At 67.7% G+C, this 14498-nt stretch carries 17 protein-coding genes; 10 read left to right on the top strand and 7 right to left on the bottom strand.

Going from position 1 to position 14498, the window contains the following annotated elements:
- The first annotated feature begins 1 nt into the window (after nucleotide 1).
- The 5 genes from NP4_RS30480 (at nucleotide 2) to NP4_RS30460 (ending at nucleotide 5844) form a co-directional block, all read left to right on the top strand.
- Nucleotides 2–991 (top strand): alpha/beta hydrolase, encoded by a 990-nt coding sequence (locus tag NP4_RS30480; RefSeq protein ID WP_068005303.1) that lies wholly within the window; start codon nucleotides 2–4, stop codon nucleotides 989–991.
- 174 nt (nucleotides 992–1165) lie between these two features.
- Nucleotides 1166–2359 carry an esterase/lipase family protein gene (locus NP4_RS30475; protein WP_068005301.1) on the top strand — a complete coding sequence of 398 codons (1194 nt, stop codon included), beginning with the start codon at nucleotides 1166–1168 and terminating at the stop codon, nucleotides 2357–2359.
- A 138-nt stretch (nucleotides 2360–2497) separates the two neighbouring features.
- A complete protein-coding gene (locus NP4_RS30470) occupies nucleotides 2498–3592 on the top strand; it encodes a lipase (RefSeq protein WP_245997094.1) in 1095 nt (364 codons plus the stop codon).
- A gap of 189 nt (nucleotides 3593–3781) precedes the next feature.
- Entirely contained in the window at nucleotides 3782–5167 is a 1386-nt protein-coding gene (locus tag NP4_RS30465) for an ABC1 kinase family protein (RefSeq protein WP_068005297.1), read from the top strand.
- Between the two features lie 83 nt (nucleotides 5168–5250).
- Nucleotides 5251–5844, top strand: a complete 594-nt coding sequence (locus tag NP4_RS30460) for a MerR family transcriptional regulator (RefSeq protein ID WP_068005295.1) — start codon at nucleotides 5251–5253, stop codon at nucleotides 5842–5844.
- On the opposite strand, the gene NP4_RS42205 is transcribed toward NP4_RS30460, so the two are convergent.
- The 4 genes from NP4_RS42205 to NP4_RS30445 form a co-directional block, all read right to left on the bottom strand.
- Nucleotides 5837–6082, bottom strand: a complete 246-nt coding sequence (locus NP4_RS42205) for a hypothetical protein (protein WP_068005293.1) — start codon at nucleotides 6080–6082, stop codon at nucleotides 5837–5839. The two genes, NP4_RS30460 and NP4_RS42205, sit on opposite strands and share 8 nt — an antisense overlap.
- A complete protein-coding gene (locus tag NP4_RS30450) occupies nucleotides 6082–6723 on the bottom strand; it encodes a hypothetical protein (RefSeq protein WP_211335771.1) in 642 nt (213 codons plus the stop codon). The genes NP4_RS42205 and NP4_RS30450 overlap by 1 nt, the downstream gene beginning before the upstream one ends.
- 42 nt (nucleotides 6724–6765) lie before the next feature.
- On the bottom strand, nucleotides 6766–6900 hold the full coding sequence (locus NP4_RS42860) for a hypothetical protein (RefSeq protein WP_255285577.1): 135 nt from the start codon (nucleotides 6898–6900) through the stop codon (nucleotides 6766–6768).
- 117 nt (nucleotides 6901–7017) lie between these two features.
- Nucleotides 7018–7905, bottom strand: coding sequence for an RNA polymerase sigma-70 factor (locus tag NP4_RS30445; RefSeq protein WP_068005346.1), 888 nt, complete (start codon nucleotides 7903–7905; stop codon nucleotides 7018–7020).
- Between the two features lie 145 nt (nucleotides 7906–8050).
- On the opposite strand from NP4_RS30445, the gene NP4_RS30440 reads away from it, so the two are divergent.
- Nucleotides 8051–8536 (top strand): carboxymuconolactone decarboxylase family protein, encoded by a 486-nt coding sequence (locus NP4_RS30440; RefSeq protein ID WP_068005290.1) that lies wholly within the window; start codon nucleotides 8051–8053, stop codon nucleotides 8534–8536.
- Here the strand turns inward: NP4_RS30440 and NP4_RS30435 are convergent.
- Both NP4_RS30435 and NP4_RS30430 read right to left on the bottom strand, forming a co-directional pair.
- On the bottom strand, nucleotides 8478–9371 hold the full coding sequence (locus tag NP4_RS30435; RefSeq protein ID WP_082876353.1) for an NAD(P)H-binding protein: 894 nt from the start codon (nucleotides 9369–9371) through the stop codon (nucleotides 8478–8480). The genes NP4_RS30440 and NP4_RS30435 overlap by 59 nt on opposite strands.
- Entirely contained in the window at nucleotides 9368–9802 is a 435-nt protein-coding gene (locus tag NP4_RS30430; RefSeq protein WP_068005286.1) for a nuclear transport factor 2 family protein, read from the bottom strand. The genes NP4_RS30435 and NP4_RS30430 overlap by 4 nt, the downstream gene beginning before the upstream one ends.
- A 91-nt stretch (nucleotides 9803–9893) precedes the next feature.
- Here NP4_RS30430 and NP4_RS30425 point away from each other — a divergent pair, with 91 nt between their 5' ends.
- Nucleotides 9894–10499, top strand: a complete 606-nt coding sequence (locus tag NP4_RS30425) for a TetR/AcrR family transcriptional regulator (RefSeq protein WP_068005284.1) — start codon at nucleotides 9894–9896, stop codon at nucleotides 10497–10499.
- A gap of 1 nt (nucleotide 10500) precedes the next feature.
- Here the strand turns inward: NP4_RS30425 and NP4_RS30420 are convergent, their stop codons facing one another.
- The gene (locus tag NP4_RS30420) at nucleotides 10501–11322 is read right to left on the bottom strand and encodes a S1/P1 nuclease (RefSeq protein WP_068005343.1); all 822 of its coding nucleotides are present in this window, start codon (nucleotides 11320–11322) and stop codon (nucleotides 10501–10503) included.
- Nucleotides 11323–11486: 164 nt separating this feature from the next.
- Between NP4_RS30420 and NP4_RS30415 the strand changes: the two genes are divergently transcribed.
- The 3 genes from NP4_RS30415 (at nucleotide 11487) to NP4_RS30405 (ending at nucleotide 14496) form a co-directional block, all read left to right on the top strand.
- Nucleotides 11487–12488, top strand: coding sequence for a zinc-binding alcohol dehydrogenase family protein (locus NP4_RS30415; RefSeq protein WP_068005282.1), 1002 nt, complete (start codon nucleotides 11487–11489; stop codon nucleotides 12486–12488).
- A gap of 115 nt (nucleotides 12489–12603) precedes the next feature.
- Nucleotides 12604–13515 carry an expansin EXLX1 family cellulose-binding protein gene (locus tag NP4_RS30410; protein WP_147287846.1) on the top strand — a complete coding sequence of 304 codons (912 nt, stop codon included), beginning with the start codon at nucleotides 12604–12606 and terminating at the stop codon, nucleotides 13513–13515.
- 93 nt (nucleotides 13516–13608) lie between these two features.
- The gene (locus tag NP4_RS30405; RefSeq protein ID WP_068005278.1) at nucleotides 13609–14496 is read left to right on the top strand and encodes an alpha/beta fold hydrolase; all 888 of its coding nucleotides are present in this window, start codon (nucleotides 13609–13611) and stop codon (nucleotides 14494–14496) included.
- Nucleotides 14497–14498: the final 2 nt, after the last annotated feature.

Here is a 14498-nt window from a genome sequence, read left to right as displayed (position 1 = left end):
CCTGTCGGCCGCGGCCCTGCTGACCGCGGCGCCCGCCGCGGCCGACGTGCCGCCCGATCCCGCACCGCCGGTGATCGATCCGGCGATCACCCGAACGGGCTTGGAACGCATCGAATATCGCGCGCCGGGCTGGGAGCGGCTGTATGTGGCCTCGGCGTCGATGCGGCGCGTGATCGCGGTCGACGTTCTGCGCGGATCCGGGGACGGACCGCGGCCGACGCTGTACATGCTCGACGGGGTGGAAGCCGGTCCGGTCTCGGGCTGGCTCACCAAAGGCGGCGCGGCGCAGTACTTCTCCGACAAACCGGTGGACGTGGTGTTCACCACCGGCGGGGTCGGCAGCATGTACAGCGACTGGGACCATTACGACCACACGCTGGGCCTGAACCGCTGGGAGACCTTCCTCATCGATGAGCTGCCCCCGATCGTGGAGTCGTATCTGCACAGCGACGGGCGGCGGGCGATCGCCGGGGTGTCGATGGGCGCGCAGGCGGCGCTGATGTTGGCCGCGCGGCATCCGGGGCGGTACCGCGCGGCGGCCGGAATCAGTGGATGTTATTCCACCGCGGATGATCTCGGGCAGGCCGTCACCCGGATCACGGTCGGCTCGCGCGGCGGTAATCCGGAGAATCTGTGGGGTCCGCCGACCTCGCCGGAATGGGCCGCGCACGACAGCTATCTCGGCGCGGACGCCTTACGCGGCACCACGATCTACCTGTCGGCCGCCACCGGTCTGCCCAGCGTTCCGGACCTGCTGACCGTGGCCACCGCGCCCGATATGCTCGACGCGCTGCGGGTGGCCGGTGGCGGGGCGGCGCTCGAGGCGGGCGCGCGCTCGTGCACCGAACGATTCGCGGCGCGCCTGACGCAGTTGGGAATCGCGGCGACCGTGCGATATCAGCCCGCGGGCACGCATTCCTGGCCCGACTTCGCCGCGCAGCTGCCCGACGCGTGGCAGTCCATCGCCGCCGCGTTGGGTGTGCCGAAATAGCCTGTTGTGCATTCTCACCGGGCTCTCACAACGGAATCGTGATATTTCGAAGACCTCCCTCGACCACCTGTTTCCCGGGCTTTCCCGGTTCTACGGTGAATGTGGTTCCGTAGTCGGAATTACTTGCCGGACAACGGAACTGGCGAACATTGTGGTTCCGCAGGAAGGTATGGAATGAGACGAAATATCCGTCGCGCCGCCTCGTGCGCCGCGATCGTATTCGGGGTCATCGCACTCACCGCGGGATTTTCCGCGGGCGCGCACGCCGAGACCGCGCGGCAGCTCGAACAGCGCCTCGCCGATTACATTCACGAGGGGTTGCGCGACAAGGCGGCCGTGCCCATTGTCGACAGCGGGAGCGCGTGCACCTCGGGCAGCGGAGCGGGCTCGGGTAATGGCTCCGGAAATTGTTACGGCGGTTCGGGTTCCAGCTCCGGATCGGCCGGTGGGTCCGCCTCCGACACCGTGGGCTACGGCCCGGCGCAATCGGCGTTCCTGGCCGCCTTCGGCTACAGCCTGCTGCATCCGGACGTCGCGCCGCCCGGTGTCAACGATTGGCATTGCAAGCCGACCGCGGCGCATCCCGAACCGGTGATCCTGGTCCACGGCACCTGGGAGAACGCCTACGACAACTTCTCCTATGTGAGTCAGCCGATCGCCGATGCCGGATTCTGCGTGTTCACCTTCAATTACGGACGGGCGAATCTCCCGCAGGGCGGTGGACTGGGTTCGATGCTGCCCGGTACAGGCGGCACGGGTTATATCCAGGATTCGTCGAAACAGTTGGCGGAGTTCGTCGATCGCGTCCTGGGCGTCACGGGCGCGTCGAAGGTGGATATCGTCGCCCACTCCCAGGGCGGGCCGATGTCGCGCTGGTATCTGAGATTCGACGGCGGCGCGAACAAGGTACATCGCGAAATCACCTTCGCCGCAACCAATCACGGCACCACCCTCGACGGAATCGGGGCGCTGGGGCGGGCGATCAACAACTTCGGCATCGATGTGCTCGGCTTGGTCGAGATCTTCGTGGGGCATGCGGGAATTCAGCAGACCGTGGGCTCGGATTTCGTCAATCAGCTCAACGCGGGCGGCGACACCGTGTCGGGCGTGGACTACACCGTGGTCGGCAGCCGCTACGACGAGGTTTCCACGCCCTACGATCTGACCTTCCTGCGGCCCGGACCCGGTGCGACGGTTCGCAATATCACCCTGCAGGACGGCTGCGAACAGGACGTCTCCGACCACGTCACGATCATGTACTCGCCCCGGGTGCTGTCGATCATTCTCAACACCCTCGACCCCGCCGCGGCCCCCGCTCTCGCCTGCACCTTCAACCCCTGGTTGATCGGCGGTGGCGGCAGCCTCTGAAGCGGTCCCCGGCGTGTCGTGAAGCTGCGATTAACACTCGAGCGATGCCGTGCCCGCGTCCATAGCATGTGACCCGCGAATTCGGGTTGTGTGGTGTGGGAAAGGCATGGAATGAGAAGAGGTTTCCGCCGCGGAACGATGACCGTCGCGGCGGCGGTGGTGGCCGCGGTGCTGGGGGTCGGGGCGGGCGGTGCGCATGCCGCGCCGCCGTCGGTATCGGATCAGGAGCATCGGCTGGCCGATCAGATCGCCGACGGCGTGCATTCGCGATCGGCCGGGCCGATCACGGAAAGCAATATCGCCGACCCGCGATCGATCGCCGCGGATACCGCGGGCAACGGTCCGGCGCAGAACTCCTGGCTCACCGCGACCGCGCAGGGGCTGGTGCAACCCGATGTGGCCCCGCCGGGAACCAATGACTGGGGCTGCCGTCCGTCGCGCGCGCATCCGGAACCGATCGTGCTGGTGCACGGCACCTGGGTCACCGCCTACGAGACCTTCGCCTATCTGAGCGGACCGCTGAAGAACGCCGGATACTGCGTCTTCACCTTCAACTACGGTCGGGAGAACGTGCTCGACGGCGGCGGCCTCGGCACGGTGCTGCCCGGGCGCAGCGGTGTGGGCGATATGACCGTCTCGGCGCAGCAGGTCGGCGCGTTCGTGGATCGGGTGCTGGACGCGACCGGTGCGCGGAAGGTGAATATCCTCGCGCACTCCCAGGGCGCGCCGGTCTCGCGGTGGTATCTGAAATTCGGTGGCGGCGCGGACAAGGTCGATCACGAGATCACCCTTGCCGGAACCAATCACGGCACCACCCTCGGCGGCATCGCGTGGCTGGGCCGGTTGGTCACCAATGCGGGCCTGGACGTGCTCGCCCCGACCGGACTGCTGGTGGGGCGCTCGGGCGTACAGCAGATCGTGGGCTCGGATTTCCTCAATCGGCTCAATGCCGATGGTGACACCGTGCCCGGCGTGGACTACACCGTGATCGGCACCCGCTACGACGAGGTCGCCACGCCCTACGATCTGACCTTCCTGCGCCCCGGGCCCGGCGCGCAGGTTCGCAACATCACCCTGCAGGACGGGTGTGAAGTGGATATGTCCGATCATCTGTCGATCCTGTACTCCCCGCGGGCGCTGTCGCTGGTGCTCAATGCGCTGGATCCGGGCCAGACCCCGCAGCCGCGGTGCGGGTTCAATCCGTGGCTGATCGGTGGCGGCGGCGGGATCTGACGCGCGACCTGCCGAAACGGCTCCGACACCGGGATCGCTCACGCGAGTCGTAGACTTTGCGTCGTATAACCCGTAGGACGGGTCGACGACATAGGGCGTTTCGAACGATTAGGACAAGGCGGTCGGAGCGGTGCAGAGTGAGCCGGCAGGACGAACAACGCGCGGACATGCGGTCGAGGTGAGTGCCCGATGACCGCCGCGGCCGTGGATACCGAGGAGCAGGCGGACGTGGCGCCGCTGCGGCCCGCGCTGGAGAAATTCGGTTTCGCCGAATTCCGGCGGACCGCGGTGATCGGCGTCGTGCTCGGCGGTTCGGTGGCGCGGCGGATGCTGACCGGCGGCTTCGGCCGCCGCAAGCGCCGCCTCGCCATGGCCGACGGTATGGTCGACGGCTTCGAGACGCTCGGCCCGATGTTCGTGAAACTGGGTCAGTTGATCGCCTCCTCGCCGGGCGCGTTCCCGCGCGAGCTGGCCGATGCCTGCCTGCGCTGTCTCGACGATGTGCCGCCGTTCCCGGCGGTGGACGCGCGCGCGATCATCGAGGCCGATCTCGGCAAGCCGATCGCGGAACTGTTCCGCGAATTCGACGACACGCCGCTGTCGGCGGCCTCGGTGGCCCAGGTGCACGGCTGCGTGCTCGCCGACGGCCGCCCGGCGGTGGTCAAGGTGCAGCGGCCCGATATCGCGCGGCGGATGATCGTCGATCTGCGCGCGGCGCATCGGCTGGCGCGAGTGATGGAGCGGCGTTCGGAGAATGCCCGCATCGCCAATGCCGACGGCGTGGTGCGCGATCTCTACGAGACCACGGTCGCCGAGCTGGACTTCCGCAACGAGGCCGACAATCAGACGCGCGCCCGCGCCAATCTGCATGCCTTCGGCGACAATTCGGGCGTCGTCGTACCCGAGGTGTTCTGGGATTACAGCGGTCCGCGCGTGCTGTGCATGGAGCGGATGCGCGGTATGCCGCTGGACCGCTTCGACGATATCCGCGCGGTGCACCCCGATCCGGAACTGCTGATCCGGCGACTGGTGAAGGCGTGGGTGGAAAGCGTTGTGGTGCACGGGCTTTTCCACGGCGATGTGCACGCCGGGAATCTGTGGCTGCTCGACGACGGCCGCGCGGCCATGCTCGACTTCGGCATCGTCGGCAAGATGACCCCGCAGTGGCGCGAATTCGTGCGGGCGCTGTTCCATGCCAGCGCGATCGACGGAGACTTCCGTCCCGTCGCTCGGGCGCTGCGCGAATTGGATCTGGTGGAGGGCGATTCGGGCGACGACGCCACCATCGGCCGCCAGCTCGCCACCGCGCTGGCCCCGGTGCTGTCGGGCAAACTCGCCCAGTTGGATATGGGCAAGGTGGCCGCCCGCCTGGTCGAATTCGGTAAGCGCCGCGGCGCCTTCGGCCCCGAACAGCTGATTCTCATGGGTAAGCAGCTGGGCTACTTCGAGCGTTATGCCGTGGCCCTGGCCCCCGGTTGGCGTCTGGGCCAGGATCTTTTCCTGTTCCGCAATGTCTTCCCCGAGGATGTCGCGGCCAAGGCCGCGGACACCGGTGTGGAGCTGCCCGCCGACTGATTCCGCGATGTGACCCGTCGCACCCTTGAATCCGACGCAGCGTCAGGTTCTAGCGTCGAAGGTGCACATCGAGGAGGTGGGTTGTGGCCGAACGGGAATGGCGGGTCGGTGAATTGGCCCGGGCGACCGGGATCACGGTGCGGGCGCTGCATCATTACGACCGGCTCGGCCTGCTGACCCCGTCGTCGCGAACCGGCGGCGGACACCGCTGCTACACCGAGTCCGACGTCCGGCGGCTGCATCGCATCATCGCCCTGCGCGAATTCGGCTTCGCCCTCGACGAGATCGGACGGCTGCTCGACGCCGAGCCCGCCCCCGATCCCCGTGATCTCGTGCACCGTCAACTCGCGGCGGTGGACGAGCGGATCGCCCGCGCCCTGCGCCTGCGATCGCGGCTCCTCGGTGTGCTCGGCGGGCTCGACCGTGCGGTCGAGCCCTCGGCAACGGAATTCCTGCGATTGATCGAGGAGACGATCACCATGAATCAGCCCCTGTCCCTAGCGGAATTCGAGCGGATGTCGCGCCAGCGTGCGGAGTACGCGTCGCGACTGAGCCCGGAGGAGTTGGCGGCGATGTCGAAGCGACGAGCCGATGCGGCGGCGGCGTTGTCGCCCGAGGAGCGGGAGCGGATGGCACAGCGCCGCCGCGGACTCTTGCCGCCCGGCGCGATCACTTAGTGCCGAAGACCTCGTCGACGGTGGCGCAGTCGATCGCTCGTTCCAACCACGTCTGAAGTCGGTCGGAATCGTCACAGGCGGCGATGCGGTCGCGATCGGCCTGCGCCAGCTCGAAACCGCGATGGGTGAGGATCGTCAGCAGGCTTCGTTGCAGTGTCTCCGCGCGAGCTTCCTCACGAATCTCGGCGAACAGTTTCTGGGAGCTGACCGAACGGAAGAAGGATCGGTCGATAGGCATCAGCTTTCTCCACAGGTCGGCGGCCGGGTGTTGCCCAGACCGAGTTCGGTCAGTTCGCTGAAGGTAATGGCATTGTCGTCACCCGGGTCGAGGCGTTTCAATGCCGTGGCCAGAGTTTTCAGTATGTCACCGATATACGGATCGCTGGCGTGGGTGATCGCGGACAGGGTGGCGAGCGGGATGTCCTGCGCCGCTTCCTCGATATCGGTGACGACGGGGACATTGTGCGGCCCGAGGACCAGCGGCATGACGGTCATCGTGGGCCACTCCGGCAGCCCGATCTCGATCCGTTTGGCCGCCCAGGTGGCGGTGGTGCGGTCGTGGCAGACCACGAGCAGGACGACCGGGATGCGGAATTTCGAATGGCAGTACGCGACGTAATACGCCCAGGCGGGCGGTTTGTCGTTGTCGTCCTGCTGCTGCGCCTCGATCAAGAGTAGGAAAGCTCCCTGCGCCGTGACGAACCGCAGCGCGGTGTCGACCCGGCGTTCCATGGGTTTGATCTCGGTGAGATCGGTGGCCTCCAAGACCACCTCGATCGGTTCGGGAAACGGCAGACCCAGGGCGTGGAACGCGCGCCCGAAGACCGCCGGATCGTGCTGGAAGATCCTGTGCATGACCTCGTGACGGGAGCTGACCATGCGGACGAGCATAGCTCGAGAATCGAATATATGTTCGAATCGTCAGAGTAGGACGAGTACCGTGCCGAGGGCGGCTACGAATGCGATCCACAGCATGATCAGGTGTCGGGCCGAGCGGGCGGTGCCGAAGCGCGGTTCCGCGTGCACGGAATGTCGTTTGGCGTGTGGGGTGGGCATGTCGAACTCCCTCCTGCGACTGCGGTCTGTGTTCACGCGGCGAATACCCACGCATCGGCAATCCATCGGGTCGCCGGACGTGACGACAGCCACTCCGGACATCGGTGTGGGGCAAGGTTATTCGCCGCCGCGGCGGGACAGGGCGGTCTCGTCGCGCAGTCGTGACAACTTGGCCGGATTGCGGACGGCGTAGAGGCCGGTGATGAGGCCGTCGCCGATTCGGATCGCCACGACGGTGTCGATCTCGCCGTCCCGTCGCATGATCAGCGCGGGAAAGCCGTTGATCTGCACGGCTTCCCGGGTCACCACGGCGAGATTGCCCAGTGTGCCGGACAGGAAGCGGGCCACCTTCGCCGCGCCCACGATCGGTGACAGCGCCGCCTTGGCAACGCCGCCGCCGTCGCCGAGGAACACCACATCCGGTGCGAGGATATCGAGCAGATTTCGCAGCTCGCCGGTTTCGATCGCCTGCTGGAACGCCGCGAGGGCGGCCCGGGTCTCGGTCGCGGACGCCACGCCGCGCGGTCTGCGGGCGGCCACATGCGAGCGCGCCCGATACGCGAGCTGACGCACCGCCGCGGCGCTCTTGTCGACGGCGTCGGCGATCTCGTCGTAGTCCAGATCGAACACCTCGCGCAGCACGAATACCGCCCGCTCGATCGGGCTCAGGGTCTCGAGCACCAAAAGCATTGCCAGCGAGACATTCTCGGCGAGTTCCACATCCTCTGCCACATCCGGCGCGGTCAGCAGCGGTTCGGGCAGCCACGGACCGACATAGGACTCCCGCCGCCGCCCGAGGGCCCGCAGCCGGTCGAGCGCCTGACGGGTGACGATCCGGACCAGATAGGCCCGCCGATCCCGCACGGTGTCCGGATCGACCCCAGCCCAGCGCAACCAACTCTCCTGCAGCACATCCTCGGCATCCGCGGCGGAGCCGAGCATCTCGTAGGCGACGGTGAACAGCAGATTGCGGTGGGCGACGAACGCCTCGGTGGCCGAGTCCATGACCACCAGACGCCGGACCCGGCCGCCGCGTAACACCGAAACGCCGTGGCGCACGTCACTTCGAGATGTTGTTACGCGGCCCGGTCGGTCGTCGTCTGGTGTTCGTCACGAACGAAACCACCGCACGATCAGTGAGGAGCCCCTCATGGAACCCCGAATCAATCTCAACGACAGCGTCATCGGCGCCAAGATCGGCAAGCGGTTCGCCAATATCGGCCTGGCGATCATGCAGTCGACAGTGCCCAAATCCACCCTGGAGCTGATGGAACTGCGCGCCAGCCAGATCAACGGCTGCGGCTGGTGCACCGATCTGCACACCAAGGAGCTCGCCGCCGCCGGCGAGAGCGCCGTCCGGATCAATCTGGTTGCCGTATGGCGGGAATCGTCGGTGTTCACCGAGCCCGAGCGGGCCGCGCTGGCCCTGACCGAGGAGGGCACCCGCCTGGCCGATGCCAACCCGGGCGTCTCCGATGCGACCTGGGAGGAGGTGGGCAAGCACTACGACGCCGAGCAGATCGCCGCCCTGGTCTACACGGTGGCCCTGATCAACGCGGCCAACCGCCTCGGCGTCATCACCCGCATGCCCGGCGGATCCTACGAACCCGGCATGTTCGACCACCTCGAGAATTGATCGATCGGCCGGGAATCATCTCCCGTTCGACGAATTCGGCGAACGCGCGCGGCGTGCGACCCGTGATCCGGACGACCGTATCGGTGACCCGGTCCTCGCCGCCCCGGCCGATATCCTCATCGAGCGCGGCGAGCATGGCGGCGAATTCGGGTGCGAGACCGCGGGCTTCCCAGCGCCGGGCCAACTCGTCGGCGGGGATCGATCGGTGGCGCACCCGGCGTCCGGTCGATTCGGAGATGATCCGCGCGGCCTCGTCGTACCCGAGGGCGCGCGGACCGGTCAGCACATGTTCGGTGTTGTGCGCGATCTCGTCGATCAGCGCATGTCCGGCGACCGCGGCGATATCACCGGCATCGATGAATCCGATGCGGCCGCGCGCGGTCGCCGACACGATCTCCCCGTCGTGTACACCGCGCGCGAGCGCATGTTCGCCGACGAAATTCTGCATGAACCACGACGGTCGCAAGACGGTCCATTCGGGCATGATCGCGCGCACGGCACGATAGATACCGCCCATACCGGCATCGGCCTCGGGCACCGCGGAGGATCCGAGCGCCACCACCCGCCGAACCCCGTGCCGCCGAGCGAGTTGCAGGAACGGTTCGACCAGCGGCACGGGATCGTGCACACCGACCGGCGCGACGAGATAGATCGCCCGCACTCCCGCGACCGCGTCGGCGTGGGTGCTGGGCTCGGTCCAATCGAATCGCACCCGCGCGGGATCCGAGCCCGGCGAGCGGGAGGCGAGGCGGGTCGTAATGCCCCGCGCGGCAAGGAATGCCGAAACCCGTCTGCCGGTCGTTCCGGTCGCGCCGAGGATCAGCACGTCGCTCATCGCGACCACCCGGTGAAGGCGTCGATCAGCCGGTCGAGACCGCCGATGGCCGTGACGGCCGCGACCGGATCCCAATAGTCGCGATAGTGCGCGATCGCGTTGTCGCGCACCGTGATCACCGCGATGTAGTCGAGCCGATAGGGCTGTCCGGTCGCCACGGCGATTCCGGCCGCCCGGAATTCGACGACGACCACGGCCGGATCGAGACTCTGATGGACGCGCACCTCGGAGATCTCGCGAATGTCGAGGATGTCCGGATATCCGCGCAGATACTCCGCGATCGCGGCGCGGCCGTCGAGCCGCCGCGGATATCCGGGCGGGGCGAACGGGAATTCCATGACGCCGTCGGGCGCCCACAGACCGGCGAATCCGGCCATGTCCTTGTCCAATAGCAGGCGCAGGGCCTGGCCGACGAGTTCGCGAGGGGTCATGACACTCTCCGTCAAGGGGTGGACGGTACGGTACCGTCCCGACGATGGTAAACGGGACGGTACCGTCCCGTCCACTCGCTATACTGCCCGCATGGGACGTCGCACACCGACCGGCGCGGCCGTACTGCAGCCGGAGATCACCCGATCCATCACCGAGGCCGTCCTCGACGAGTTGGCCGATCAGGGCTACGCGCGGCTCTCGATGGAGGCCGTCGCGAAGCGCGCCGGTGTGGGCAAGAGCGCGCTGTATCGCCGCTGGCCCGCCAAACACGACATGGTCATCGCGGTCGTCTCCGAATTCAGCCTCGACCACGCCGCGGTCCCGGACACCGGATCGCTGCGCGGTGATGTGCGCGCCCTGCTCGACGCGGTGTTCGATTGGCTGACCCATCCGCGTTTCGCGCGCATCCTGCCCGATCTGGTCGCCGAATCGGCGCGCAATCCCGCACTGCGAGAGGCGATTACCGCCACGATCGGCCTTCCGCGCCGCGAACGCGGCGTCGAGGTGCTGCGGCGCGCCATCGACCGCGGCGAACTCGCGACCGATCTGGATATCGAACTGGCGCTGGATCTGCTTGCCGCCCCCCTGTATTGGCGGCAGTCGGTGCGCGGCGCCTCGATCGAACCCGGCTACCTGGACACCCTCGCCGAAACACTGCTGCGTGCCCTGCAACCCCCGCGGGGCACGCAGCAGTGACCTATTTGCCGCCCGCGGGATCCAGCACCGCGTTCAACAGCCGCCCGAGGCGCTCACCGGCGAGGCGCAGCTGGGATTCGGCGACCGGCAGGAATCGGCGGGTGTAGTCGTCGCCGATGGTCGACGACTCCGGGTAGAAGCCCGGCTGCTTGACGATGCGGCAGCTCTCCTGCGCCCAGGCGATCGGATCGGTATCCGGCTGGGGCGCGGGCAGATCGGGGGCGGGCAGGGCCAGGACGCGCTTGACCTCGTCGTCGTTGCTCGCGTGCCGGGTATCGAGCAGGCGGGCATCCCAGACCGAATGCAGATTGGTAGTGCGGCCCAGATAGGTCACCTTGACCTCGTTGCCGCCGCGGTCGCGGGCGTAGCCGGCGTGCAGCGGCTGGTGGACGTCGCCGACGAAGTGGACGACGAATTTCAGCGCCTGATTGCGGTCGTCGTCGGAGCGGGACCTGTCGGCGAGGATCGCGGTCTGGGCTCGCAGCGCCTCGATGACGTTCTGGCCGTCGTTGCCGTTGACCGCGGGCGCGTAGGCGCAGTCGTTCTCGGCGATATTGACGTAATGCCAGGGCGCCGAACGCTTACCCAGATCCGGATCGCTCTTGCGGATGTCGTCGGCCCAGGTGGAGACCCCGGCCAGGGTAGGATCGGCCTCATCGGACAGCAGCCGTGCGACCTCGTCACGGGCCGCCGGGCTCAACCGCAGCTCGGCGATCGCGGCGGCGACATTGTGGCCCTGTTCGCCCCAGGCGTACGAGGGGGCCGTCGTCAGCAGTGTCGCCACGACCGCGAAGGCGCCCACCAGGGCTGCTCTACCACGCATCGAGAACTTCCTCTCCATTTGAATCACGTTGCCGCCGTTACTGTTTCGAACCTCGAAAACAACTTCGACGAGGCAGGTCAACGGCAGGCGAACGCGACGCGGAGATGGGATTAATCTCGAATGCATCCGAATGGAAGGATTGATGGCGGGTGAGTGACGCGACGATGACGGCCTGGCGGGTGGTCCGGCCGGGACCGATCGACAACGGTCCGCTCGAGCGCTCGCGCGTGGCGGTCCCCGAGCCGGGGCCGGGGGAGTTGCTGGTGCGGGTGCTGGCCTGCGGGGTGTGCCGCACGGATCTGCATGTGGCCGAAGGGGATCTGGCGGTGCATCGGCCGGGGGTGGTGCCGGGGCATGAAGTGGTCGGCGAGGTGATCGAGCTCGGACCGCGAGCCGATGCGGAATTCGCCGTCGGCGATCGAGTGGGTATCGCGTGGCTGCGGTACACGTGCGGAGCCTGTAGGTATTGCTTGCGCGGTGCGGAGAACCTGTGCCCGAACTCCCGCTACACCGGCTGGGACGCCGACGGTGGCTACGCCGAATTCGCGACCGTGCCCGCCGATTACGCACACCCGCTGCCGGACGGCTACACCGACGCCGAATTGGCCCCGCTGCTGTGCGCGGGCATCATCGGCTACCGCGCTCTGCAACGGGCGTCGCTGCCCGACGGTGGCCGATTGGGTATCTACGGATTCGGCGGCAGCGCCCATCTCGCCGCGCAGGTCGCCCTGGCCCGCGGCGCGGAAATCCATGTCATGACCCGGGACCCGAAGGCCCGCGAGCTCGCGCTGGCCCTCGGTGCGGCCTCGGCGCAGGGCGCGGCCGATCCGCCGCCGGTCGCCCTGGACGCGGCGATTCTGTTCGCGCCGGTCGGCGAGTTGGCGCTACCCGCGCTGACCGCGCTCGATCGCGGCGGGGTGCTGTCGATCGCGGGTATTCACCTCAGCGACATCCCGGCCCTGAACTATGAGCGACATCTGTTCCAGGAGCGCGAGATCCGCTCGGTCACCGCCAACACTCGAAACGACGCCCGCGAATTCCTGGCGTTCGCCGCGCAACATCGCCTCGAGGTGACCGTCCATCCGTACCCGCTGGATGACGCCGCCCGCGCGCTGTCGGATCTGGCGCACGGAAAGTTTGCCGGCGCAGCCGTCCTCGTACCCTGACACGCCGCAGACACGCCGACTCCCACACTCCTAGTTCGCGATTCATGTCCAACACACCGGGTACTGCTGCTTTGCTGTGAAGAAAGCGGCGTGAGGTGAACCGGAGGCAGGGGACATGCATCGGGTAACACAGCAGCAACACGTCCGTGCCGCATGGCCGTGGGTGCTGGGCGCGCTGGTTCTGGCGGGCGTGGTGAGCTTCGTGGTGTGGGTGGTACATCCGCAGTCGCCCACCTGCCGATCGGCGTCGGTCGGCGCGTTACCCTCCACGACCACGCGGTTCGTCGTGCCGACGACGAATCCGCCCGTCGCCGAACCGGTTCCGGGGGGTGAGCGCCGCGATCCCGCGAGCAGCGGACAGGCTCGCTACTACGTGTTCAATCAGAATGTCTCCTGCTCATTTCCCGATCTGCCGATGGACGGCTACTACGTCGGCGTGCCCACCGACGAATACGCGGGCGGCGCGGCCTGCGGCACCTATCTCGACATCGCGGGCCCGCTCGGCAGCGTGCGCGCCCAGGTCGTCGATCGCTGCCCCGGTTGCGGCGCGCACCAATACGACCTGAGCACCGCGGCATTCACCCGGATCGCCGAACAGAAACCCGGTGTGGCCGGGATCCACCTGAGCCGCGTACACGATCCCGGACCGCCTCCGGAAGTGCGCTACCGCGTCCAGGACGGCTCCTCCGACGCCTGGATCGGCCTGCTGTTCGCCGACACCGGAAACCCGTTGAGCCGCGTCGAGATCCGCCCCGACGCGGGCGGCCCCGGCCACGTCCTCAACCGCGGGATGGACAACTACTGGTCCATCTCCGGCGCGGGCCCCGGCCCGTTCACCGCGCTGATCACCGATATCGACGGCAACCAATTACAGATCCCCGACCTGGCCGTCACCCCCGGTGAGATTCGTTCGACCGGCCTGCGTCTGTACAACCCGCCCCCGCCGCCGACCGTCGTCACCACTCCCGCCCCGATCACAACCGTCGCCCCGGCGACGACCGCGAACAGCATCGCCGCCTGTACGTAGACGCGATCATCCGCCGGGTACACCGCTGTGGCATCATGAACTGCAACACGTTCTAATCCGTCGGCTCGGCGGGTACGCGGCGGGAGGCAGTCGATGGCGCAGGCTCGGTCGAATCGGCGCTTCGGTGAACGGGTTTCGCGAATGCGCGAGGTGCCGGGCGGAACCCTCGTGGAGCTGCCGGGGCGGGGTAGGACGTATCTGGTCGATATTCCCGGGCCGCCGGACGCGCCCACGCTGATGCTGCTGCACGGGGTGGTCACCACCGCGATGCTCAACTGGTTTCCGGCCCTCGAGGAATTGTCGCGGCGGTATCGGGTGGTGCTCTACGACCAGCGCTGGCACGGGCACGGGATTCGCTCGGAGCGGTTCGTGCTGGACGATCTCGCCGATGACGCCGTCGCGGTGGCCGATCTGCTCGGTATCGACAAACCCGTACTGGTCGGATATTCGATGGGCGGGATCGTCGGTCAGCTTGCCGCGCATCGGCATCCGGGGCGTATCGGCGGGCTCGTGCTGTGCGCCACGACCTATCGGTTCCAGGAGAAGTGGCGCGAGCGGGCGTTCCATCGCACGATGAGCGTATTCGCGACCACCGCGGCGGAATTGGCGGCGCGGCGGGTGGCCCGGGCGGCGGCGCGGTTGCCGGATCTGCCGCAGGTGTCCTGGAATCCGGGGCGGATCGATCGGTGGGCGCTGGGGGAATTGCGCACGGCCAATGGCTGGGCGATGGCGCAGGCCGTCGCGGCGCTGGGGAAATTCGATTCCGAGCCGTGGCTCGAGAGCCTGAAACTGCCGGTGTCGGTGGTGATCACGACACACGACCGGGCTCTGCCGGTCCATCGGCAGTTGGAGATGGCGAAGCTGATCGACGGGGCGGAGATCTTCCTGGCGCGCGCCGGACACGCGGCGTGCGTACTCGAGGCGGACGCCTTTGTCCCTGTGCTCCTCGAGGCCTGTGCGGCGGTGACCGCGAGGCTGTGAGC

The sequence above is a fragment of the Nocardia pseudobrasiliensis NBRC 108224 genome (assembly GCF_001613105.1).
Classification (GTDB): Bacteria; Actinomycetota; Actinomycetes; order Mycobacteriales; family Mycobacteriaceae; genus Nocardia; species Nocardia pseudobrasiliensis.
The sequence above is the reverse complement of the archived record's forward strand: the minus strand, read 5'-3'. Positions and strand labels throughout refer to the sequence as shown.

What these genes read in the sequence shown, in the direction of transcription:
- NP4_RS42860 (WP_255285577.1), bottom strand. Translation starts at nt 6,900, where the DNA reads ATGCCCACCCCACACGCCAAACGACATTCCGTGCACGCGGAACCGCGC.
- NP4_RS30420 (WP_068005343.1), bottom strand. Translation starts at nt 11,322, where the DNA reads ATGCGTGGTAGAGCAGCCCTGGTGGGCGCCTTCGCGGTCGTGGCGACA.
- NP4_RS30415 (WP_068005282.1), top strand. Translation starts at nt 11,487, where the DNA reads ATGACGGCCTGGCGGGTGGTCCGGCCGGGACCGATCGACAACGGTCCG.
- NP4_RS30430 (WP_068005286.1), bottom strand. Translation starts at nt 9,802, where the DNA reads ATGACCCCTCGCGAACTCGTCGGCCAGGCCCTGCGCCTGCTATTGGAC.
- NP4_RS30450 (WP_211335771.1), bottom strand. Translation starts at nt 6,723, where the DNA reads ATGGTCAGCTCCCGTCACGAGGTCATGCACAGGATCTTCCAGCACGAT.
- NP4_RS30410 (WP_147287846.1), top strand. Translation starts at nt 12,604, where the DNA reads ATGCATCGGGTAACACAGCAGCAACACGTCCGTGCCGCATGGCCGTGG.
- NP4_RS30475 (WP_068005301.1), top strand. Translation starts at nt 1,166, where the DNA reads ATGAGACGAAATATCCGTCGCGCCGCCTCGTGCGCCGCGATCGTATTC.
- NP4_RS30425 (WP_068005284.1), top strand. Translation starts at nt 9,894, where the DNA reads ATGGGACGTCGCACACCGACCGGCGCGGCCGTACTGCAGCCGGAGATC.
- NP4_RS30445 (WP_068005346.1), bottom strand. Translation starts at nt 7,905, where the DNA reads ATGGACTCGGCCACCGAGGCGTTCGTCGCCCACCGCAATCTGCTGTTC.
- NP4_RS30435 (WP_082876353.1), bottom strand. Translation starts at nt 9,371, where the DNA reads ATGAGCGACGTGCTGATCCTCGGCGCGACCGGAACGACCGGCAGACGG.
- NP4_RS30440 (WP_068005290.1), top strand. Translation starts at nt 8,051, where the DNA reads ATGGAACCCCGAATCAATCTCAACGACAGCGTCATCGGCGCCAAGATC.
- NP4_RS30465 (WP_068005297.1), top strand. Translation starts at nt 3,782, where the DNA reads ATGACCGCCGCGGCCGTGGATACCGAGGAGCAGGCGGACGTGGCGCCG.
- NP4_RS42205 (WP_068005293.1), bottom strand. Translation starts at nt 6,082, where the DNA reads ATGCCTATCGACCGATCCTTCTTCCGTTCGGTCAGCTCCCAGAAACTG.
- NP4_RS30470 (WP_245997094.1), top strand. Translation starts at nt 2,498, where the DNA reads ATGACCGTCGCGGCGGCGGTGGTGGCCGCGGTGCTGGGGGTCGGGGCG.
- NP4_RS30405 (WP_068005278.1), top strand. Translation starts at nt 13,609, where the DNA reads ATGGCGCAGGCTCGGTCGAATCGGCGCTTCGGTGAACGGGTTTCGCGA.